Here is a 19,560-nt window from a genome sequence, read left to right as displayed (position 1 = left end):
GGCGATGGCGGGAACGCTGATCCTTTGGGGCCATGCGCTCGCGGCGCTGCTGTTCGGGGCGCTGGCGCTCTGGGCGTGGCGCGACGCGGCGCCGGGTGTTCCCCGGGTTCCGCTCGTAGCGGCACTGACGCTCACCGCACTCTGGGCGCTCGCGGTTGCGGGGATCGGCGATGGCGATCTGGTGACGCAGATTGCGGGCGGCGCGCGCAATCTGGCCTGGCTTGGCTTCATGGTCTCGCTCTATCGCCGGGGTGCGATCGAGCGTCCGCCCGCCGCGATCGGGACGGTCTATGGCGTCGTGTCCATCGTCATCGTGATCGGCCTCATCCTCGACACGATCGGCGCAACCAGCGGGCTGCCGCGCCCCGTCCTCGATGTCGCGCTTCAGCTAAAGATGCTGGCCGCCATCGCGGCGCTGCTTCTGGTCCAGAGCCTCGATGCGTCGCTCGCGCCGCGCGGCGGCAATGGCGCGCGGCCGATCGTGCTGGCGCTCGGCGCGATGTGGCTGGTCGACATCAATCTGCTGTGCGTCGCCTGGCTGACCGAGGGCTGGCCGCTCCAGCTGACTGCGGTGCGCGGCTTTGCCATGGCGCTGATCGCCGCCGCGATCGCTGCGGGTCTGCAACGCCGCGGCGAAGGGCCGATGCAGATTTCGCGCACCGTCATCTATCAGGCGCTGACGCTGATCGCGGTCGCGCTCTACATCGCACTGCTCGCCGCTGCGAACAGCGCCCTCGCCGCGATCGGTGGCCCCAATGCCCGACTGCTCCAGACCGCCTTCGTCTTCGGGTCGACCGCGGCAATCCTCACGCTGATCTCCAGCTCCTGGCTGCGCGCCTGGATCAAGGTGAAGCTCGCCAAGCACTTCTTCCGCCATCGCTACGACTATCGCGCCGAATGGATGCGCTTCACCGAGACGCTGGGCGAGCCGGAAGGCAGCGCGCCGCTCGACGAACGCATCGTCAAGGCGCTCGCCGACCTCACCGATTCGCCCGCAGGCGTGCTGCTGGTACCACAGGGCGCAACGCTGACGCTCGGCGCGGGGTGGAATGTCGCGCGCGCCGATCTGCCGCTGGCCTATGGCGAGAGCTGGCAGGTCGATCGCATCGATCCGGCGATGGTGATCGAACTCGATACCGGCGAGGGCGCCGACGCGGTCCCGCCGTCGGTGCGTGGCTGGGATCAGGCCTGGGTCGTCGTCCCCCTGCCCCATCACAACAAGCTGGCAGGCGCGATCGTGCTCGCCCGCCCGCCCGTGCCGCGTGCGCTCGACTGGGAGGATTTCGATCTGCTCAAGGCCGCCGGACGCCAACTCGCCAGCTATATCGCCGAGGAACGCGCACAGGAGGCGCTGGCCCAGGCCGAGCGGTTCGACGAATTCAACCGCCGTTTCGCCTTCATCATGCACGACATCAAGAATCTGGTGAGCCAGCTTACCCTCGTTGCACGCAACGCCGAGCGGCACGCCGACAATCCCGATTTCCGCACCGACATGGTCGCAACGCTCCAGGATTCGGCGGGACGGATGAACGATCTGCTCGCGCGCCTGTCCCAGCATCATCGCGCGCATACCGACCCGCCCGTTGCCCTGCCCATCCTGCCGCTGGTCCGCCGCATCGCGCGGGCGCGCGAGCCGATCCATCCGGTCGAAGTGAGCGGCAAGGGCGATCCGATCGCGGTCGCTGATCCGGTGCGGCTGGAAACGCTGCTCGGCCATCTTGTCCAGAATGCGATCGAGGCCAGCCCACCCGATGCGCGGGTCACGCTGGCGATCACCGCGCTGGGTGATGAAGTGGCGATCGACGTGATCGACCGGGGCTGCGGCATGTCGCCCGCCTTTATCCGCGAAAAACTTTTTCGCCCCTTCGTCTCCTCCAAGGCGGGCGGCTTCGGCATCGGCGCGTTCGAGGCGCGCAAGCTGGCGGAGGAGATGGGCGGGCGGATCGAGGTCTCGAGCACCGAGGGGCGCGGCACGCGCTTCCGCGTCACCCTCCTGGCCGCAACGCCCGCAGCACAGACTGAATTTGGACACGCCGCATGACCGACAGCAAGGCCGCTCCGCTTCCAAAATTGCTCGTGATCGAGGACGATGCCGGGCTGCAGCGCCAGCTGCGCTGGGCCTATGAAGGCTATCAGATCCTGACCGCAGGCGACCGCGAAAGCGCCATCACCCTGCTTCGCGCGGAAGAGCCCGCCGTCGTCACGCTCGACCTGGGCCTGCCGCCAGATCCCGACGGAACGAGCGAGGGCTTTGCGGTGCTGGAAACGATTTTGGCGCTGAAACCCGACACCAAGGTGATCGTCGCCTCCGGCCACGGCGCGCGCGAATCGATGCTCCGCGCGATCGCGATGGGGGCGTGGGATTTCTACCAGAAACCGATCGATATCGACGCGCTGGGCCTGATCGTCGCGCGGGCATTCCACGTTCATGCGCTGGAAGCGGAGAATCGCCGCCTCGCCGCGCGCGCGGGCAACGGACCCACGCTGGGCGGGATCATCACCGGCGCCGACGAAATGCTGAAGGTGACCCGCACGATCGAGCGGGTCGCTCCGGCCGACGTGTCGGTGATGCTGCTCGGCGCCAGCGGGACCGGCAAGGAACTGCTCGCGCGCGGGCTGCACGAGGCGAGCCGCCGCAAGGGCGCATTCGTCGCGATCAATTGCGCGGCGATCCCCGAAACGCTGCTCGAATCCGAATTGTTCGGCCATGAAAAGGGCGCGTTCACGGGCGCGGTCAAGACGACCGAGGGCAAGATCGAACAGGCGCAGGGCGGCACGTTGTTCCTCGACGAGATTGGCGACGTGCCGCTTCCGCTTCAGGTCAAGCTGCTGCGCTTCCTGCAGGAACGGGTGATCGAGCGGATCGGCGGGCGCAAGCCGATCGCGGTCGACACGCGGGTGGTGTGTGCAACGCATCAGGATATCGACGCGATGGTCGCCGCCGCGACCTTCCGCGAGGATCTCTATTATCGCCTGGCGGAAATCGTCGTGCGTATCCCGTCGCTCGCCGAACGGCCGGGCGATGCTGGGCTGCTCGCGCGCCACCTGCTGCACAAGCACGCCACGGCGATGAAGCTGGGCGGAAAGAGCTTTGCCCCCGACGCACTCGACGCGATCGACGCATGGCAGTGGCCGGGCAATGTCCGCGAGCTGGAAAACCGGGTGAAGCGCGCGGTCATCATGGCCGAGGGCAAGCAGGTCACCGCCGCGGATCTCGACCTCGCCCCCGGCGACGCGCCCGAACCGATCAATTTGAAGGCCGTGCGCGAGGCCGCCGATCGGCGTGCCATCGCTCATGCGCTTGCCCGCGCCGAAGGCAATATCTCCGGCACCGCAAGGCTGCTCGGGATCAGCCGTCCCACTTTGTATGATCTGATGAGGGCCTATGACCTCCAGCCCTGAACCCCGCCGCCGCCGATCCGGCCGCTCGGCGCCGCGTCGCGGCCCGATGCTGCGCCGCGTGCTGGTCTTCGGCCTGTGCCTCGGCGCCTTTGCGGTCGCGATCCTGGCGTTCCGTTCGGTCATCGCCGATCGCCCCGATCCCGCCGCCGCGCGTGAGGCGCTGGCGCGCAGCGAGGCTTATCTCAAAGCCAACAACGCGTCCGCCGCACGCAGCCAGGCGTTCGGCGCGGTGCGCGCCGACCCGGCCTGGGGCGAAGCGCATCTCGCGCTCGCCCGCGCCAATTTGATGCTCGACGAGGGGATCGCCGCCGAGGCCGCGATCCGCCGCGCGATCGACAGCGGCGTGGCCCCTGCACGTACCCATGCGCTGATGGCCCATGCCATATTGCTCCAGGGAGACCCGCGCCGCGCGCTGATCGAAAGCCGCAAGGCGCCGCAGGCCGACCGGCTCTACGCGCTGCGCGTCCAGACCCGCGCCTATACCGCGGGCGGCAACCTCGCTGCCGCGCAGGAGGCCGCGATGGCCGCCGTGCGCCTCGCGCCCGCCAGCGCCGATGCATGGACCGAACTCGGTCGATTCCGTCTCAATGCGGGCGATATCGTCGGAGCGATCGAGGCGAGCGCCAAGGCGGTCGATCTCGACAAAGGCAACACAGATGCCTTGGTGCTACGCGCGGAACTGGTTCGCACCCAATACGGCCTTGTCGCCGCGCTGCCCTGGTTCGAGCGCGCGCTCCAGCGCGATCCCTATCGTCACGCGACCCTGATCCAATATGCCGCGACGCTCGGCGATGCGGGGCGCACCCGCGAAATGCTGGCGCTCACCCGCCGCGCGATGGAGGTGCGTCCGCGCAGCCCCCAGGCGCTGTATATTCAGGCTGTCCTCGCCGCACGCGCGCAGAAATTCGGCCTTGCCCGTCAGTTGCTTCAGCGCGCGGGCGGCGGCGTCGGCCAGCTTCCCGGCGGACTGTTGCTCGGCGGCGCGCTCGATCTGGAGGAAGGCGCCTATGCCCGCGCGATCGAGAAACTGCGCGGGCTGGTCAGCCTGCAACCGATGAATATCGGCGCGCGCAAGCTGCTCGCCACCGCATTGCTCCGCTCGGACGCGTCGAAGAACGGCATCGATGTGCTGCGCCCCGTCGTGGAGCGCGGCGATGCTGACAGCTATGCGCTCAGCCTCGTCGCGCGCGGCTATGAGCGGATTGGCGAGCGGGCCGAAGCGGCGCGCTATTTCGATCGCGCGGCGCTGCCCGTGCGCGACAATGCCGGCTGGTTCAGCTCGGACGATTCGCTCCCGGTTCTCGCTGCCGCAGCGGCGCGCGGCCCCAGGGACGACCCTCGCGCAACCCTTCCGCTGCTACGCGGGCTGGTTGAGGATGGGCGAGGCCAGGAAGCGCTTTCGCGGGCGCAGGACATCGCCCGGCGCAATCCCGGCGCGCCCGCATCGGCCAGCCTGGTCGGCGACATATTGATGCTGCTCAAGCGGCCCGGCGAGGCGGTCGCCTGGTACAAGACATCCGCGGGCATCCGGTTCAACGAACCCGCTATGCTGCGGCTGGTCGAGGCGCTCGACCGCTCCGGCCAGCGACAAGAGGCATCGCGCACGCTCGCGCTGTTCCTCTCGCAAAACCCGCTCAACCTCGCCGCGCTGCGCCTGTCGGCGCACTGGCAGGCGGCGGCGGGCGAATTCGATGCCGCGATCGATTCGCTCGAAGCGATCCGGCTGCGCACCGGCAATCGCGACGTCGCGCTGCTTGCCGAGCTCGCCTTTGCCTATGCGGGCGCGGGCGAGCCGGAGCGCGCCGCGCGCTATGCCGAGGCGGCCTATATCATTGCTCCGACCAACCCGGCGGTCGCGGGCGCGATGGGCTGGGCGCTGACGCAAGGCGGCGACCATGTCGGCGGGATCGAGCTGCTACGCAAGGCCGTGACGCTGGCACCGCGCCACCCGATGCTGCGCTGGCAACTGGCCCAAGCCTATGCCGATGCCGGGCGCAGCGCCGAGGCGGTCGCGGAGACGCGGGCCGCGCTGGAGACTCCCGGCTTCACCGACAAAGGCGCGGCGGAGGCGCTGCTGGCGAAATTGGCGAAGCTGGCGTAAACCAATTCCTCCCCCAGCTCGCTGGGGGAGGTGGCATCGCGCAGCGATGACGGAGGGGCCGCCCCGGAGAGGGCGGAGTTTTGCCGAGCTGTACCCGGCTGTCTACGCAGCCGCCCCTCCACCACCCGCTGCGCGGGCGGTCCCCCTCCCCTGCTAAGCAGGGGAGGAATGAGCATTGCCTTCCCCACCGCCACCCCCTAGCCCTCGGGCCGATGACCGACCCGCTGGACCGCATCGCCGCCGCGCTGGAGCGGCTCGCGCCGCCGCCGCCGACCGCCCCGGACCTTGGCGCGCATCCCGCCTATGTCTGGCACCGGGGTTTCCTGGCCCCGGCCCGCGCCTTCGCACCGCTCCCGCTCGACGAACTGGTCGGGATCGACGCGCAGAAAGCGACGCTGGTCGAAAATGTGCGCAGGCTCGCCGCCGGGCTGCCCGCGCATGACGTGCTGCTCTGGGGCGCGCGCGGTACCGGCAAGTCGGCGCTGTCCAAATCCGCGGTCGCCGCAGTGCAGGGCGAAGGGGGGGCGATCGCGCTGATCGAGGCGCAGGCCGACGCGCTGGATACGCTTCCGACATTGTTCGCGCTGCTCGCCGACGCGCCCCGTGCGTTCGTCATCTTCCTTGACGATCTTGGCTTCGATGCCGCTTCGGACGGGCGGGCGCTGCGCTCGCTGCTTGAGGGCGGGGCCGAGGCGCGCCCCGCCAACACGCGATTGTTCGTTACCTCGAACCGGCGTCATCTGATCCCGCGCGACATTGCAGAACAGTCGAGCGCAATCAATCCGCGCGACAGCATCGACGACAATCTGGCACTCGCAGACCGGTTCGGCCTCAGCCTGGGCTTCCATGCGATCGACCAGGACACCTATGTCGCGATCGTCCGCACCTATGCCGCAGATCACGGCCTGCCCTTCGACGCGGCGGAGGCGATCAACTGGGCGACACGGCGCGGGAGCCGGTCGGGCCGGGTCGCGTGGCAATATGTCGTCGACCTCGCGGGACGGAACGGAATCAAGCTCTGAACCTCTGTCGCCCTCGCCCGTTGTGACGCCGTGACGATGCCCCTCCCCGTGCCCCGCGAAGCGATTCTGGTCGTCAACGCGAAGTCGCGGCGTGGCGCGGCTCTGTTCGAGCAGGCACGCGAAAAGCTGGAATCCGCCGGTATCCGCCTGATCGCCGCGCATCCGGTACGCGACCCTGATCTGCTCGACGATACCGTCCGCGCGGCGGTCCGCTCTGGCGCACCGATGGTGATCGTCGGGGGGGGCGACGGATCGCTGTCCGGCGTGGTCGATGATGTGGTCGGCAAGGATATCGTATTCGCCGTCCTGCCCTTTGGCACCGCCAACAGCTTCGCGCGCACGCTGGGCCTGCCGCTCGATCTCGACGGCGCGGTGAAGGCGATCGCCACCGGCAAGCGTCGCCGCGTCGATCTGGGCATGATCGACGGGGATTATTTCGCGAACGCCGCCGCGATGGGTCTATCGCCGATGATCGGGACCAGCGTTCCGCACAATCTCAAAAAATATTTCGGTCGCGCCGGCTATCTCCTCTGGGCGGTGTGGTGCTTCGCCCGCTTCCGCCCCTTCCGCGTGACGATCACCGACGATGCGGGCGCGCATCGCATGTGGGCGAGCGAGGTCCGCATTCTGAACGGCAAGTTCCATGGCGGCGTGGTGATGAGCGACGAGGCCTGTGTCGAGAGCGGAGAGATGCTGATTCAGGTCGTTACCGGTCGCAACCGCTGGCGGCTGGCCTGGGACTGGTATGCGCGTTTCTTCCGCCTGCGCAGCCGCGAGAAGCTGGTCGAGGAATTTCGCGGGCGGGAGATGCGCCTCGACGCCCGCCCGCGCCGCCGCATCTCGATCGACGGCGAAGTGCTTGCGCGCGTGCCGGTGACGGTGCGCGTGGCGGAACGCGCAATCGACGTGGTGGTGCCGAACTAATAGCCCCTCCCCTTCAGGGGAGGGGTTGGGGTGGGGCCTATCCACACGGGCCGCGGTCTCGATGAGACTTAGACGCCCCACCCCCCAACCCCTCCCCTGAAGGGGAGGGGCTTTAGCTCACCCCAGCCCCTCAACCATCTCCGCCAGTTCCAGCCAGCGCAGTTCCGCCGCATCCTTTTCCCCACGAGCCTTCGCGATACCCCCCATCAGCTTGTCGAACTTCGCCGGGTCCTTCACGAACAAATCCGGGTCGGCCAGCGCCGCCTCGTCGCGCGCGATCGCGGCGTCCAGCTCCTCGATCCGCTTCGGCAGCAGGTCGTAATCGCGCTGATCTTTATAAGTCAGCTTGGTCCGCGCTTTCGGCGTCTCCGCGACCGGCGCGGCCTTCACCGCCGCCTTCTTCGTCTCGGTCCGCACCTTGCGCTTGGCTTCCCAATCGGCATAGCCGCCGACCACCATGTCGACCGTCCCCGACCCGTCGAGCCCGATCGTCATCGTCACCGTGCGGTCAAGAAAATCGCGGTCGTGGCTGACGATCAGCACCGTGCCGTCATAATCCGCAATCACCTCCTGCAACAGGTCTAGCGTCTCGAGATCGAGGTCGTTGGTCGGCTCGTCGAGCACCATCAGGTTCGAGGGCCGCGCGAATTCGCGCGCCAGCAACAACCGGGACCGCTCGCCACCCGACAACGTCCCGACCTTCGCCTCGACCATCTCGGGCGCGAACAGAAACTCCTTGAGATAGCCATGGATATGCTTGCGCACGCCCAGCACCTCGATCCACTCGCCGCCGTCCGCGACGACCTCGCGCACGGTCTTGTCGGGCTGCATCCGGCTGCGCTGCTGGTCGATGATGACCGGATCGAGCGTCTTGGCGAGCTTGATGCTGCCCGTATCGGGCGCGATTTCGCCGGTCAGCAGCTTGAGCAGCGTGGATTTACCCGCACCGTTCTTGCCGACGATGCCGATCCGGTCGCCGCGCGTGATCCGCAGCGTCAGATCGCGGATGATTGTGCGATCGCCATAGCTTTTTGACGCGCCCTTGGCGTCGATCACCACCTTGGTCTTCGAATCGTCCGATGCGGTGGCAAGGTTCGCCGCCCCCGCCGGCCCCGTCATCGCCGCGCGCTCGGCACGCATCTCGATCAGTTTGCTCAGCCGCCCCTGGTTGCGCTTGCGCCGCCCGGTCACGCCGCGCTGGAGCCAATGCTCCTCCAGCTTCAGCCGCGCGTCGAGCTTCTCCGCCGCGCGCTGTTCCTCCGCATAGACCTGTTCGGTCCATGCGTCGAAGCCGCCGAACCCCACTTCGGCGCGCCGCATCGATCCGCGGTCGAGCCACAGGGTCTGCTTGGTCAGCCGCGTCAGGAACGTGCGGTCATGGCTGATGACCACAAAGGCGCCACGATAGCGCCCAAGCCATTCCTCCAGCCATTCGATCGCATGGATGTCGAGATGGTTGGTCGGCTCGTCCAGCAGCAGCACATCCGGATCCATCGCCAGCGCGCGCGCAATGCCCGCCCGCCGCCGCTCGCCGCCCGACGCGGTCGCCGCCTCACGGCTGAGGTCGATCCCTAGCTGATCCGCAATCGCCTCCGCCTCGTGCCGCTGGGGCGCATCGTCGCCGGACAGGGCATAGTCCAGCAGCGTGACGCAGCCTGCCATGCGCGGCTCCTGCTCCAGCATCACCACGCGCGTGCCGGGCCGGATCGTGCGGCGCCCCTCATCCGCATCGATCTCCCCCGTGATCAGCCTGAGCAATGTCGTCTTGCCCGCGCCGTTGCGCCCGATCAGCGCCAGCCGGTCGCGCGCGCCGATATGGATATCGAGTTCGCGAAACAGCCAGCCCGATCCCTGGACGAGGCCGAGCTTTTCATAGGATAGAACGGGTGCAGCCATGGCGGGGGCAGGTAGGGCCGCGGGCGGCTGCGGGCAAGCCGTCCCGCGCGCCACATGCTGTCGGGCGCCTTTCGGCCGCATTCACGGGCTGTTCAACGCCCGCGCCCTATGCCATCCCCGTAATGAAGATGGTTGGCGTTCTTTGTCTCGGCGCGTTACTCGCCGCCGCTGCGGCCCCGCTGCACGCTTCGCCCCAGGAGCGGCGCAGCGACCAGGAGGCTGCGCGCGAGGGGCGGATGCAGGGGCGGCTATTGCCGCTGCGCGTCATCGAAGCGCGCGTCGTCCCCTATATGACGAAGAAGGGGGCCCAATATCTGGGGTTCGATTTCGATTCGGGAACCGGCATTTACACGCTGAAGTTCCTGCGTAATGGAAATGTCATCTGGGTCGATGTCGATGGCCGCACGGGCCAGGTGATGAGCCGGTCGGGCGGCTGACACGACGAAAAGAGGGAAAGACCGATGCGCGTTCTGATCGTCGAGGATGAACCCAATCTCCGCAACCAGCTTCAGGCAACGCTGGAGGGTGCGGGCTATGCCGTCGATACGGCGGGCGATGGCGAGGAAGGCCATTATCTCGGCTCGACCGAGGCCTATGACGCGATCGTTCTCGACCTCGGCCTGCCCGAAATCGACGGGCTGACCGTCCTCGATCGTTGGCGCAAGGAAGGCAAGTCCACCCCCGTCCTCGTCCTCACCGCGCGCGACAGCTGGTCGGACAAGGTCGCCGGACTCGATGCGGGCGCCGACGATTATGTCGCCAAGCCCTTCCAGTCCGAGGAACTGATCGCCCGCCTTCGCGCGCTGATCCGCCGCGCATCGGGCAATGCCAGCGCCGAGCTGGTCGCGGGCGACATCCGCCTCGACACCCGATCGGGCAAGGTCACCAAGGCTGGCGACCCGGTCAAGCTCACCGCCCAGGAATACAAGCTCCTCTCCTACCTGCTCCATCACAAGGGCAAGGTGGTGAGCCGTACCGAACTGATCGAACATATCTATGACCAGGATTTCGACCGGGATTCGAACACGATCGAGGTGTTCGTGACGCGCATCCGCAAGAAACTGGGCGCCGACGTGATCACCACGATCCGCGGTCTTGGCTATAGCCTTGAGGAACCGGCGGAGGCCGGTGCCTGATCTTCCCCTTGGCCTGACACTGAGCCGCTCCTTCCCGTTCGTGCGCCGCAGCGGGGGCAGTGCGGCGCAGCCTTTGCAACTGCGTCCGGGCGACCCTGCCCCGCGCGGCTATACCCGCATCACCGGATCGCTCGGCCGCCGCATGATCCTGATCGCCGCGGCGTGGATCACCCTGCTGCTCGCGGGCGGCGGCTTCGCGCTCGATCGTGTGCTGACCGGCGCGATCACCCGCAATTTCGATACCCAGCTCGAATATCTGCTGACCTCGATGATCGTGTCGGCGGAGATCGATCCCAATGGCGAGGTCGCGTTCAACCGCGCACTCGGCGACCAGCGCTTCCTCGAACCCTATTCGGGTCTCTACTGGCAGGTCAGCGGCAAGGGAGTCGAGATGTTCGCCTCGCGGTCCCTGTGGGACCGCCGGCTCGAAACCTCGCGCACGCATGAGGACCAGGAACTTCACACCTATGATTCGCGGCAGTTCGAGCAGCAGTTGCGCGTGGTCGAGCGCGACGTTCGGCTGCCCGGATCGCCGATCCGCTGGCGCTTTCAGGTTGCCGAGACGCGCGACGTGCTCGACGCGCAGATCGACGCGCTCCGCAAGACGCTGGTGCGCAGCTTCCTGTTGCTCGCGGCAGGCCTCATCGTCATGGCCGCTCTCCAGACGTGGTACGGGCTGCTGCCGCTGCGCAAGCTGCGCCTCGCCATCCAGCGGCTGCGCACCGGCGAAACGCCACGGATCGAAGGCGCGATGCCCGCCGAAATCGCGCCGATGGTCGAGGAACTGAACGCGCTGGTCGCCCATAACGACAAGCAGGCGGAGGAAGCGCGCCGCCATGCCGGCAATCTGGCCCATGCGCTCAAGACCCCGCTCACCGTCATCATGAATGCCGCGACCGCGCAGGCCGACGATCTGCCGACGACGGTTGTGCGCGAGGCACGGACCATGCGCCGCCAGGTCGATCACCATCTGGCCCGCGCCCGTGCGGTCGGACGTCGCGGATCAGCGCACAGCCGCGCCGCGGTCTGGCCGAGCGTCGAATCGGTCGAGCGCGCGGTGGCGCGCCTTTATCCCCATGTTCGCATCGATACCGACGGACCGCGCGATCTGGTCGCGCATATCGAGCGTCAGGACCTCGACGAGATCATGGGCAATCTCGTCGAGAATGCCGCCAAATATGGCGGGGGCAGCGTGTTCATCACGGTCGGAATCGAGGCCGGGTTCGTCGAGATCATGATCGAGGACGACGGCGCCGGCATTCCCGAGGCCGACCGAATCCGCATCTTCGACCGCGGGGTCCGGCTCGACACCGGCAAGCCCGGCACCGGCCTGGGCCTCGCCATCGTCCGCGACGTCGCCGAAATCTATGACGGTACGGTCACGCTGGAGGAGAGCGAGGATCTGGGCGGATTGCTCGTGCGACTGCGGCTTCCTGCCGCGACGAGCTGACGCTCAGCCCATCACGCCCGAATAGCGCCATCTCCCGGTCACCGGGCTCAGCACCAGATCGCAACCGCAATCGCGGCACTGGGTCTCATCCTCGCCGCGTCCGGGGCGGTCGCGGCGGCGGGGGCGGTGAATGCCGAGATGGCATCGAACACCCGGGCGCGCGGAGGCGGTTGACGGTGGCATCGTCATTCTCCTTTCCGGCCCCTGTTGCGGCTACCGTGTTGCCAGTCGATTTCGGCAGGTTTCAGGCGCGGAAAAGGCGCGGATGGATCGCGCCTGCACAATGAGCATCCCGACCGCCCGAATATGTCTGCGACCGAAACATGCCGAAATCTTTGGGCGACACGCCGTACCGAAAGGGTGGGTTCCGGCCGAAGTGGTGATCCCTCTGCCACCTCCGGCTGGCAGGATGCGTCGGAGCGATCCGGCGCATCCTCCCGCCTCCGACGCGGTCTATCCGTTCGCGGTCACGGCGGCGGCGTCGCTCTCCGGGGGGTGGGCGGCGCCGATGGCCCGCATCGCCTGTGCCGCGATGCCGAGGCTGCGCTTGCGTGCGTCATGATCGAAAATCGAACTGACCAGCATCACCTCGTCCACTCCGGTCCGCTCGACGAAGCGGGCAAGGCCATCGTGTACCCTGTCCGGCCCGCCCACCGCGGTACATTCGAGGACATGATCGAGCATCGCGCGGGCCTGGGGCGGCAGGCTGTCGCGATAGCCCGGCACTGGCGGCGGCAGCGGGACCCCGGTCCCGGTGGTACGCAACGCGACGAACGCCTGCTGCATCGATGTCGCGAGCAACTCGGCCTCATCGTCCGTATCTGCGGCGAAGACGTTGAACCCGGCCATCGCATGGGGCTTGGCGAGCACCGCAGACGGCTTGAAATTGCGGCGATAGACGCTCAGCGCCTGGTCCAGCGCGCCGGGCGCGAAATGCGAGGCAAAGGCGTAGGGCAGACCCAGCGCCGCCGCGAGCTGCGCCCCGTACAGGCTGGAGCCGAGAATCCACAATTCGGGCTTGGCCCCCCCACCCGGCACCGCGCGGATGCCGGTCTGGCCGTCATCGGCGAAATAGCTTTGCAACTCGATCACATCCTGGGGAAAGGCGTCTGAACTGCTGTCGAGCGTCCGGCGCAGCGCACGGGCGACCTTCTGGTCGCTTCCGGGCGCGCGTCCCAGGCCCAGATCGATCCGCCCGGGGAATAGCGCGTCGAGCGTGCCGAACTGCTCGGCGATCACCAGCGGTGCATGGTTGGGCAGCATGATCCCGCCCGCACCCACGCGGATCGTGGACGTCGTCGCGCCGACATGCGCGATCACCACCGCCGTGGCCGCGCTGGCGATCCCGGCCATGCCGTGATGTTCGGCGACCCAATATCGGGCGAAGCCCTCCGTCTCGGCATGGCGCGCCAGATCGGCGGCATTGGCAAAGGCCTGGCTGGCGGTTCCGCCCTCCAGGATCGGGACGAGGTCGAGCAGGGAATAGGCTGTCATGATGCAGGAGATGGGAAGGCGCGTCGCATTTCGCCACTCAAGCAAGCCTAGCGACCTGCCAACAAATCCTCCCTGAGCGAGGGGGATCGCAACGCTATTGACATATCTGTAAGTTAATTCACTCTACCCGCCAAACAGAGTCCGGGAGAGTATCGTCATGGCCACCCTCGCACCCGAAGCCGCGCCTGCGGTCGATCCGCTCGACGTTACCCGGCCCGAACTCTACCGCGATGACATCTGGCACGAACCCTTTCGCCAGTTGCGCGCGCAGGCGCCCGTCTATCGCTGCGAGAACAGCGCATTCGGGCCCTATTGGTCGATCTCGACCTACAAACCGATTGTCGAGGTCGAATCGCTCCCCGACCTCTATTCGAGCCAGGCGGGCGGCATCACCGTCGCCGACCTGATGCCCGAAGACATCAAGATGCCGATGTTCATCGCCATGGACCGGCCCAAACATACTGGCCAGCGCCGCACTGTCGCTCCCGCCTTTACGCCCAGCGAAATGGTCCGGATGACCGGCGACATCCGCAGGCGCACCGCCGAGATCCTCGACGGGCTGCCGGTCGGCGAGACATTCGACTGGGTCGACCGCGTGTCGATCGAGCTGACCACGCAGATGCTGGCGCTGCTGTTCGACTTCCCCTGGGAGGAGCGGCGCAAGCTGACCTATTGGTCCGACTGGGCCGGCGATATCGAGATCGCCAAGGATCCGGTGCGCAAGGAGCAGCGCCGCGAGATCCTGTTCCAATGCGCATCCGAATTCGGCGCGCTGTGGAACAGCAAGGTCGGCAAGGAACCGACCCCCGACCTGATCTCGATGATGATCCATTCGGACGCGATGGCGGAGATGGACCAGATGGAGTTCCTCGGGAACCTCATCCTGCTGATCGTCGGCGGCAACGACACCACGCGCAATTCGATGAGCGCCTATGCCTGGGCGCTCGAGCAATTCCCGGACGAGCGCGCCAAGCTGGAGGCCAATCCGGAGCTGATCGCCAATGCGACTCAGGAAATCATCCGCTGGCAGACCCCGCTCGCCCATATGCGGCGCACCGCGACGCAGGATGCCGAGCTGATGGGGCAGCAGATCCGCGAGGGCGACAAGCTGGTCCTCTGGTATCTCTCCGCCAATCGCGACGAGACGATGTTCGAGCGGCCGGACGACATCATCGTCGATCGTGCCAATGCCCGGCGCCACCTTGCCTTCGGCCATGGCATCCACCGCTGCGTCGGCGCGCGGCTGGCCGAGTTGCAGATCGGCGTGCTGATGGAGGAAATGGCCAAGCGCCGCCTGCGCCCCAATGTGATCGCCGAGCCGGAGCGGGTTTCCGCCTGTTTCGTCCATGGCTACAAGAAGATGCCAGTGGAACTCAGCCGCTACTGACCGGCGCGATTCCTACACAGGCATCGTTGACCGGGCTAGGCAGCGGCGGCTTCGCGCGGCCCATCGTCCAGTTCCCCTGCATCCGCACCAGCGGATTGGGCGCGCACCAGATTTCGCCATTTTCGTCCAGCGCGGTCACCCAGATCAGATTATGCTCGGGGCCATAGTCGATCACGGCAAAGGCGTAGCCCTTGCCCTTGTCGATCACCTGGACCGGAATGGGAGGATCAAGCTGCTGGAACGCCATGTCTTTTCTCGCCGCTACCCCCGCATGGCCTGAAATCGCACGCAAACAGTTGGTTCCCGACTCGTTTCGTCGCAGGACGTGAAACTATCGGCTTCCAGCCTTCGTATCTGCTGGTGATGGAAGGAATGATCATGCACGTTCGCCGCCGCCACTTCATGGGAATCCTTGGCACCGGCGTTGTCCTGGGGACGATCGGCTGCAGCTCGGGAGAAAGCGAAGCGGCAGGCCAGCGCTTCGAATTCTCGCTGACCGATGCCGAATGGCGCAAGCGCCTCACCCCCGCGCAATATCGAATCCTGCGACAGGAAGGGACCGAACGTCCTTGGTCCAGCCCGCTCAATAAGGAAAAGCGCACCGGCGTCTTCGCCTGCGCCGGGTGTGGCTTGCCGCTCTACGCTTCGAAAACCAAGTTCGAGAGCGGAACGGGCTGGCCGAGCTTCTGGGCGCCGCTAGACAATGCGGTGCGGACCAAGCGCGATGTCTCGCTCGGGATGATTCGGACCGAGGTGATCTGTCGCCGCTGCGGGAGCCATCTTGGCCATGTCTTTGACGATGGCCCGCCCCCTACGGGCAAGCGGCACTGCATCAACGGGCTTGCGCTGACCTTCCGCCCCGCCTGACTTACCCTGACTTATTTTTGGAGCGAGGTCTCGACGCCGAACTGCGAGAGATCGACCGACGCGATCGTGATCCGCGGGAAGCGATCGTCCTCGGTCGGCGCGCCGTCGGCATAGATGAAGCCATTGACCGGATAGGTGGAGCTGCCAAGCCCGTTGTTCGACGCGAACCACACCTTGACCCGGCTCCAGTCGCCCGCTTCCGACACATCGACGGCGATGACATTCTTCTCGACCCCGCCGCGGCGCGACCAATTGGCATGAGTGAGCAGAACCTCGCGCTCGCTCAGCACCTTCGACACCATCGCCACATGGCCAAGACGCATCCGCTGGGTCGCCTGGAACGACATGACCGCGCCCTCGACCGGTTCGCGCCCGCGCTCATATTTGCCCTCGGCCTGCGCCCACCAAGTATGCGCATTGCCGTAAATCTCGATGCCGGAGATCATGCGGGCATAGGGAACGCACTGCCAGAACTGCGCCTGGGCGGGTGCGATCGTCGCCAGGCAAAGCGCGGCCATCAGCGCGAAACGCGCTGCAAGCGTTCGGAACATCATGGAAAACCCCTTCCCCGATCTCTTAGGATGGTGAGTGGCAGATCGGCTGCCGACCGCCTACCCCCATGGACCCGATATCCGATGAATCGTTTCGCCGAGGCGATGACCTGCGGAACACACCTTCTGCACCGCAACACAGCGTCAGCGCCGCGCGCCGGCCCCGCCGAAAATCGACCCGAACGCGACCGGATCGCCACCTGGCCGTCTAAGGTGAACGAACGGGTTGTCGACGATAGACGCCGGGTCGTTGTTACGGTGGCGCAGCATTTTGTTGCGTAAATGCCGCGCCTCCGCCTCGAACTCGATTGCCGCAATCGGTTCGCCGCAACCTATGTTGCAACGCAACGGAAGCTGTGGTCGGATGCTTAACGCGGGACGACGCGGGGTTAAGGCTCCCGTTAACCATGTTGGGGCATGATCCGCATCGGGGTTCCTGGGGTGGGAGTTTGGAGATGAGTGCAAGGAGCAAGCCGGCCGAAGGCGCGATGACGCTGGCCGAGATGAAGGAATTTGCGGGCTTCCCGGCGTCGACCCAGCGCTATGTGCGCCGGGCGCTCGATATCGGACTGGACCGCGACGATGCCATGGAGCGCTGGTCGCGCGACGTGGTCGAGGCGGCGAGCATCCGTGCGCAGGCGCATATGTACAACCGCCTTCCGGAAATCCGCGCGCTCATCCCCGACGATAGCGGTCTCGACGCGATGGAGCCGTTCATGGCGCCGCTCATCACCATTTCCGCCTTCGACCTGTCGCAGGGGCGGCTGACCAGCTTCTCGGCCTATCGCTTCCTGTATGAGCGGCTGGTCGGTGCCGAGGTGCGGCCGTGGCTGCCCGCCGCCTTCTGTGCCGCTGCGGCCTTGCCGCATCTGCATCCGGACCTGCGCCGCAAGCTGCTCCAGTCGATCAGCGAAGCCGCCGCGACCGCATCGGGCTGGTCGAACCGCCAGCCTGCCTTCTACCCGCAATGGGTGGAGAAGGTCGAAGCGGGGGCGCTTCCGAATTGAGTGAATTGCACTGAACCAACCCCGTTTGTGCTGAGCTTGTCGAAGCACCATTCCTGCACTCGGTGAGGGTGGGAACGGCCCTTCGACAAGCTCAGGACTGGCCCTTCGACAGGCTCAGGGCAAACGGTGGTTAGTAGCGCAGCCTATTACGCCTCACCGACACGCGCGCCACCCCATCGCACCGCGTTCGGCCTGGTCGAAGTGGAAATGGTCGCGGTGCGCCTCGTTATAATCGGGGGACAGCACGGTCGCGAACAGGTCGCACCCGCCGTCGCGCACCGCGCGCAGGAATTGCGCCTTCTTCCCCTCCCCTGCCCAGTCGCCGATCAGCGTGATGCGCGTGCCGTCGGCGAGGCGGAAGGCGGCGATGTCGACCGCGTCGGCGGTGGCGTGCTCGCTCCAGCTCGCGCCTTCGCGGTTATACATGCGGCGGCAGTTGTAGCTGCCGAAATGCTCGATCTCCGCGACGCGCTGGCCGAAGATGCGCTGGGCGGCGGGCTGGACGACTTCCCATTCCCAGACCGCGAGCCCCGCCGCGACCGGGCAGGAGACGCCGAGGTCGGCGGGCGCAAAGCCGATGCGCCGCGCGCCGCCTTTCGTGAAGCGGACGGCGTCGGTGTAACCGCACCCCTCCCCTTCGGTGCGTGGGGGCAAGGCGGTATAGCGGATGCCGGCCTTGTCGAGCGCGGCACGGCAGGCGGGGAAATCGTCGGTCAGCCCGGTCAGCTTGCGCCCGGTGAACATGCCGACCGGCTGCGACAGGTCGAGTTTCGTCCAGGGCAGATCCTGGGGCCGGTTGCGCAGCATCGCATAGACGAGCAGCGCCAGTGTGAGCAGCAACGCGGCGATGATAATCGCGGCGATCGAGGTGCGCAGCGCCTTCATGCCCGCAGCGCGGCACCCAGCGGTTGCGCGGTGACCGGATAGCCCAGCCCTTCGGGAATGCAGAGATGGTCCACGCCGTCGCGCACCTCGATCCAGGGGGTGATCGTGTCGATCGGATGCGCCCGCGCGTCGGCGACCGCATCCTCGAAGCTGTTGAACAACGCCAGCCGCTCAAGGTTGCGCCGCGTCGGAAAGATCATCCGCACCTTGCCCGCATCGGCAGCGGCAAGCGTGGCGCGCGCGCTCGACCAGAAGAGCTGGCTATTCTCATTGCCGTCCACCGCCGGATCGGGCGCGCCATCGCGCCAGCGGGCGAGGTAGAAGCGCGTGTCGAAGATGCGGTGCGCAACGCCCTGATGCGGCAGCCAGCGGGCGAAGGGGACCAGCGCGGCGGGATCGAACGCGGCACCCGCGATCACCTCCCCAAACGGGGTGTCGTCATACAGCGCGCGCCGCGCGGCGGGGAGGTCGGGCAGGTCGACGCCGATCGCCACCCCCGCCTCCTCGATGGTTTCGCGCACCGCCGCCACCCGCGCGGCGAGGTCGTCTGGGTCGCCGGGGTGGGTCGCGGCAAAGGCGCGGTCGCCCGCATCGACCCTGCCGCCGGGAAACACCACCGCGCCCCCGGCAAACCGCATCGCCGCCGAGCGTTCGAGCATCAGCAGCTCGGGCGGGCCGTCGCCGCGCTCGCGGAACACGACGAGGGTGGCAGCTGGGATGGGGGTGAGGTCTTCGGGCATTGGCGACGGGTGTATGGGGAGATGCGGATATCGGCAACGACTGCTGGCTCAGCGAATGCGTTAAATGAATGGCAAACCACCGCACTTGCCAAGGTCGGTGGATATGTCATTCATCCACCATGCCCTATTCCAGCAGGCGATCGCGAATTCTCGGTTGCGCGGCGCTGTTCGCATGTGCGGCTGCCGCGTTGCTGCTCTTCTTTGGATGGTTTGCCGGGGGACCCTATACATCCAGCCTGCCCCGCCCCTTCAACGCGGCGGCGTGGAAGACCGGCGAGGGCGAAGCGCGATGCGGCATGATTGCCGACTTGCAGCATCGCATAGGTGTCGTCGGAAAGACGCGGACTGAGCTTTATGAGATGCTGGGTCGGCCTGATGATGAAGATAGCAGGGATCCTACTCTGGACCACTGGCATTTGTGTCCGAGTTTCATGGACATCTATATTCTCGAAGTGCGCTGGAAGAACGACCGCGTTGAAACGGCGTGGGTGCGCGACACCTAGGATCAAGCAAGTTGTCTGAGTCGGGACCGAGGCTTTTGATCCGCGCTAGATAGTGGCTCGAAACTTTATGCGTCATATCATCGTCACCCCCGCGAAAGCGGGGGCCCATCTCCTGCGGGATTGGCGCGAATTGCCGGTGCGGTACGCGGACAGTCCGGGAGATGGGCCCCCGCTTTCGCGGGGGTGACGGATTGG

At 66.8% G+C, this 19,560-nt stretch carries 19 protein-coding genes; 12 read left to right on the top strand and 7 right to left on the bottom strand.

Annotation, left to right across the window (positions count from 1 at the left end):
• Positions 1-4 precede the first annotated feature (4 nt).
• From prsK to FPZ54_RS18615, 5 genes are all read left to right on the top strand, one after another.
• Positions 5-2,041, top strand: coding sequence for an XrtA/PEP-CTERM system histidine kinase PrsK (prsK, locus tag FPZ54_RS18635; protein WP_145849301.1), 2,037 nt, complete (start codon positions 5-7; stop codon positions 2,039-2,041).
• The gene (gene prsR / locus FPZ54_RS18630; RefSeq protein WP_145849300.1) at positions 2,038-3,402 is read left to right on the top strand and encodes a PEP-CTERM-box response regulator transcription factor; all 1,365 of its coding nucleotides are present in this window, start codon (positions 2,038-2,040) and stop codon (positions 3,400-3,402) included. Before prsK ends, prsR begins: the two co-directional genes overlap by 4 nt.
• Positions 3,386-5,503: a tetratricopeptide repeat protein gene (locus tag FPZ54_RS18625; RefSeq protein WP_239019640.1), complete on the top strand. Its 2,118-nt coding sequence runs from the start codon at positions 3,386-3,388 to the stop codon at positions 5,501-5,503. Before prsR ends, FPZ54_RS18625 begins: the two co-directional genes overlap by 17 nt.
• Before the next feature lie 212 nt (positions 5,504-5,715).
• Positions 5,716-6,525 carry an ATP-binding protein gene (locus tag FPZ54_RS18620; protein ID WP_145849299.1) on the top strand — a complete coding sequence of 270 codons (810 nt, stop codon included), beginning with the start codon at positions 5,716-5,718 and terminating at the stop codon, positions 6,523-6,525.
• Between the two features lie 36 nt (positions 6,526-6,561).
• Complete coding sequence (locus FPZ54_RS18615) at positions 6,562-7,449, top strand: diacylglycerol/lipid kinase family protein (RefSeq protein WP_145850044.1); 888 nt, start codon at positions 6,562-6,564, stop codon at positions 7,447-7,449.
• 117 nt (positions 7,450-7,566) lie between these two features.
• Here the strand turns inward: FPZ54_RS18615 and FPZ54_RS18610 are convergent, their stop codons facing one another.
• On the bottom strand, positions 7,567-9,345 hold the full coding sequence (locus FPZ54_RS18610) for an ABC-F family ATP-binding cassette domain-containing protein (protein WP_145849298.1): 1,779 nt from the start codon (positions 9,343-9,345) through the stop codon (positions 7,567-7,569).
• Positions 9,346-9,467: 122 nt separating this feature from the next.
• Between FPZ54_RS18610 and FPZ54_RS18605 the strand changes: the two genes are divergently transcribed.
• The 3 genes from FPZ54_RS18605 to FPZ54_RS18595 all read left to right on the top strand — a co-directional run bounded on the left by FPZ54_RS18605 (position 9,468) and on the right by FPZ54_RS18595 (position 11,931).
• Positions 9,468-9,782, top strand: a complete 315-nt coding sequence (locus tag FPZ54_RS18605) for a hypothetical protein (RefSeq protein WP_145849297.1) — start codon at positions 9,468-9,470, stop codon at positions 9,780-9,782.
• A gap of 24 nt (positions 9,783-9,806) precedes the next feature.
• The gene (locus FPZ54_RS18600; RefSeq protein WP_145849296.1) at positions 9,807-10,481 is read left to right on the top strand and encodes a response regulator transcription factor; all 675 of its coding nucleotides are present in this window, start codon (positions 9,807-9,809) and stop codon (positions 10,479-10,481) included.
• A gap of 142 nt (positions 10,482-10,623) precedes the next feature.
• Complete coding sequence (locus FPZ54_RS18595; protein WP_145850042.1) at positions 10,624-11,931, top strand: sensor histidine kinase; 1,308 nt, start codon at positions 10,624-10,626, stop codon at positions 11,929-11,931.
• A 3-nt stretch (positions 11,932-11,934) separates the two neighbouring features.
• Here FPZ54_RS18595 and FPZ54_RS18590 read toward each other — a convergent pair whose 3' ends face one another.
• Positions 11,935-12,114 carry a hypothetical protein gene (locus tag FPZ54_RS18590; RefSeq protein ID WP_145849295.1) on the bottom strand — a complete coding sequence of 60 codons (180 nt, stop codon included), beginning with the start codon at positions 12,112-12,114 and terminating at the stop codon, positions 11,935-11,937.
• 270 nt (positions 12,115-12,384) lie between these two features.
• A complete protein-coding gene (locus FPZ54_RS18585) occupies positions 12,385-13,425 on the bottom strand; it encodes an LLM class flavin-dependent oxidoreductase (RefSeq protein WP_145849294.1) in 1,041 nt (346 codons plus the stop codon).
• Positions 13,426-13,582: 157 nt separating this feature from the next.
• Between FPZ54_RS18585 and FPZ54_RS18580 the strand changes: the two genes are divergently transcribed.
• Complete coding sequence (locus FPZ54_RS18580) at positions 13,583-14,812, top strand: cytochrome P450 (RefSeq protein WP_145849293.1); 1,230 nt, start codon at positions 13,583-13,585, stop codon at positions 14,810-14,812.
• Here FPZ54_RS18580 and FPZ54_RS18575 read toward each other — a convergent pair.
• Positions 14,799-15,059 carry a hypothetical protein gene (locus tag FPZ54_RS18575; RefSeq protein WP_145849292.1) on the bottom strand — a complete coding sequence of 87 codons (261 nt, stop codon included), beginning with the start codon at positions 15,057-15,059 and terminating at the stop codon, positions 14,799-14,801. The genes FPZ54_RS18580 and FPZ54_RS18575 overlap by 14 nt on opposite strands.
• 125 nt (positions 15,060-15,184) lie before the next feature.
• Between FPZ54_RS18575 and msrB the strand changes: the two genes are divergently transcribed.
• On the top strand, positions 15,185-15,679 hold the full coding sequence (gene msrB / locus FPZ54_RS18570; protein WP_422396546.1) for a peptide-methionine (R)-S-oxide reductase MsrB: 495 nt from the start codon (positions 15,185-15,187) through the stop codon (positions 15,677-15,679).
• An 11-nt stretch (positions 15,680-15,690) separates the two neighbouring features.
• On the opposite strand, the gene FPZ54_RS18565 is transcribed toward msrB, so the two are convergent.
• A complete protein-coding gene (locus FPZ54_RS18565) occupies positions 15,691-16,233 on the bottom strand; it encodes a CHAP domain-containing protein (RefSeq protein ID WP_145849290.1) in 543 nt (180 codons plus the stop codon).
• Positions 16,234-16,685: 452 nt separating this feature from the next.
• Between FPZ54_RS18565 and FPZ54_RS18555 the strand changes: the two genes are divergently transcribed.
• On the top strand, positions 16,686-17,237 hold the full coding sequence (locus FPZ54_RS18555; RefSeq protein WP_145849288.1) for a hypothetical protein: 552 nt from the start codon (positions 16,686-16,688) through the stop codon (positions 17,235-17,237).
• A 153-nt stretch (positions 17,238-17,390) separates the two neighbouring features.
• Here FPZ54_RS18555 and FPZ54_RS18550 read toward each other — a convergent pair whose 3' ends face one another.
• Entirely contained in the window at positions 17,391-18,122 is a 732-nt protein-coding gene (locus tag FPZ54_RS18550) for an extensin-like domain-containing protein (RefSeq protein ID WP_145849287.1), read from the bottom strand.
• Positions 18,119-18,862, bottom strand: a complete 744-nt coding sequence (locus FPZ54_RS18545; protein WP_145849286.1) for an NUDIX hydrolase — start codon at positions 18,860-18,862, stop codon at positions 18,119-18,121. Before FPZ54_RS18545 ends, FPZ54_RS18550 begins: the two co-directional genes overlap by 4 nt.
• Before the next feature lie 119 nt (positions 18,863-18,981).
• Between FPZ54_RS18545 and FPZ54_RS18540 the strand changes: the two genes are divergently transcribed.
• Positions 18,982-19,365 carry a hypothetical protein gene (locus tag FPZ54_RS18540; protein ID WP_145849285.1) on the top strand — a complete coding sequence of 128 codons (384 nt, stop codon included), beginning with the start codon at positions 18,982-18,984 and terminating at the stop codon, positions 19,363-19,365.
• The last annotated feature ends 195 nt before the right edge of the window (positions 19,366-19,560 follow it).

The organism is Sphingomonas suaedae, from assembly GCF_007833215.1.
GTDB lineage: Bacteria > Pseudomonadota > Alphaproteobacteria > Sphingomonadales > Sphingomonadaceae > Sphingomonas > Sphingomonas suaedae.
Note: the sequence above shows the minus strand (reverse complement) of the source record. Positions and strands in the feature narration are given on the sequence as shown.

Bases quoted from the DNA above. Each gene is read 5' to 3' on its own strand.
- FPZ54_RS18605 (WP_145849297.1), top strand. From the start codon at position 9,468: ATGAAGATGGTTGGCGTTCTTTGTCTCGGCGCGTTACTCGCCGCCGCT.
- prsR (WP_145849300.1), top strand. From the start codon at position 2,038: ATGACCGACAGCAAGGCCGCTCCGCTTCCAAAATTGCTCGTGATCGAG.
- FPZ54_RS18585 (WP_145849294.1), bottom strand. From the start codon at position 13,425: ATGACAGCCTATTCCCTGCTCGACCTCGTCCCGATCCTGGAGGGCGGA.
- FPZ54_RS18555 (WP_145849288.1), top strand. From the start codon at position 16,686: ATGAGTGCAAGGAGCAAGCCGGCCGAAGGCGCGATGACGCTGGCCGAG.
- FPZ54_RS18565 (WP_145849290.1), bottom strand. From the start codon at position 16,233: ATGATGTTCCGAACGCTTGCAGCGCGTTTCGCGCTGATGGCCGCGCTT.
- msrB (WP_422396546.1), top strand. From the start codon at position 15,185: ATGATCATGCACGTTCGCCGCCGCCACTTCATGGGAATCCTTGGCACC.
- FPZ54_RS18615 (WP_145850044.1), top strand. From the start codon at position 6,562: ATGCCCCTCCCCGTGCCCCGCGAAGCGATTCTGGTCGTCAACGCGAAG.
- FPZ54_RS18550 (WP_145849287.1), bottom strand. From the start codon at position 18,122: ATGAAGGCGCTGCGCACCTCGATCGCCGCGATTATCATCGCCGCGTTG.
- FPZ54_RS18575 (WP_145849292.1), bottom strand. From the start codon at position 15,059: ATGGCGTTCCAGCAGCTTGATCCTCCCATTCCGGTCCAGGTGATCGAC.
- FPZ54_RS18595 (WP_145850042.1), top strand. From the start codon at position 10,624: ATGATCCTGATCGCCGCGGCGTGGATCACCCTGCTGCTCGCGGGCGGC.
- FPZ54_RS18610 (WP_145849298.1), bottom strand. From the start codon at position 9,345: ATGGCTGCACCCGTTCTATCCTATGAAAAGCTCGGCCTCGTCCAGGGA.
- FPZ54_RS18540 (WP_145849285.1), top strand. From the start codon at position 18,982: ATGCCCTATTCCAGCAGGCGATCGCGAATTCTCGGTTGCGCGGCGCTG.
- FPZ54_RS18620 (WP_145849299.1), top strand. From the start codon at position 5,716: ATGACCGACCCGCTGGACCGCATCGCCGCCGCGCTGGAGCGGCTCGCG.
- FPZ54_RS18600 (WP_145849296.1), top strand. From the start codon at position 9,807: ATGCGCGTTCTGATCGTCGAGGATGAACCCAATCTCCGCAACCAGCTT.
- FPZ54_RS18545 (WP_145849286.1), bottom strand. From the start codon at position 18,862: ATGCCCGAAGACCTCACCCCCATCCCAGCTGCCACCCTCGTCGTGTTC.
- prsK (WP_145849301.1), top strand. From the start codon at position 5: ATGGCGGGAACGCTGATCCTTTGGGGCCATGCGCTCGCGGCGCTGCTG.
- FPZ54_RS18590 (WP_145849295.1), bottom strand. From the start codon at position 12,114: ATGCCACCGTCAACCGCCTCCGCGCGCCCGGGTGTTCGATGCCATCTC.
- FPZ54_RS18625 (WP_239019640.1), top strand. From the start codon at position 3,386: ATGACCTCCAGCCCTGAACCCCGCCGCCGCCGATCCGGCCGCTCGGCG.
- FPZ54_RS18580 (WP_145849293.1), top strand. From the start codon at position 13,583: ATGGCCACCCTCGCACCCGAAGCCGCGCCTGCGGTCGATCCGCTCGAC.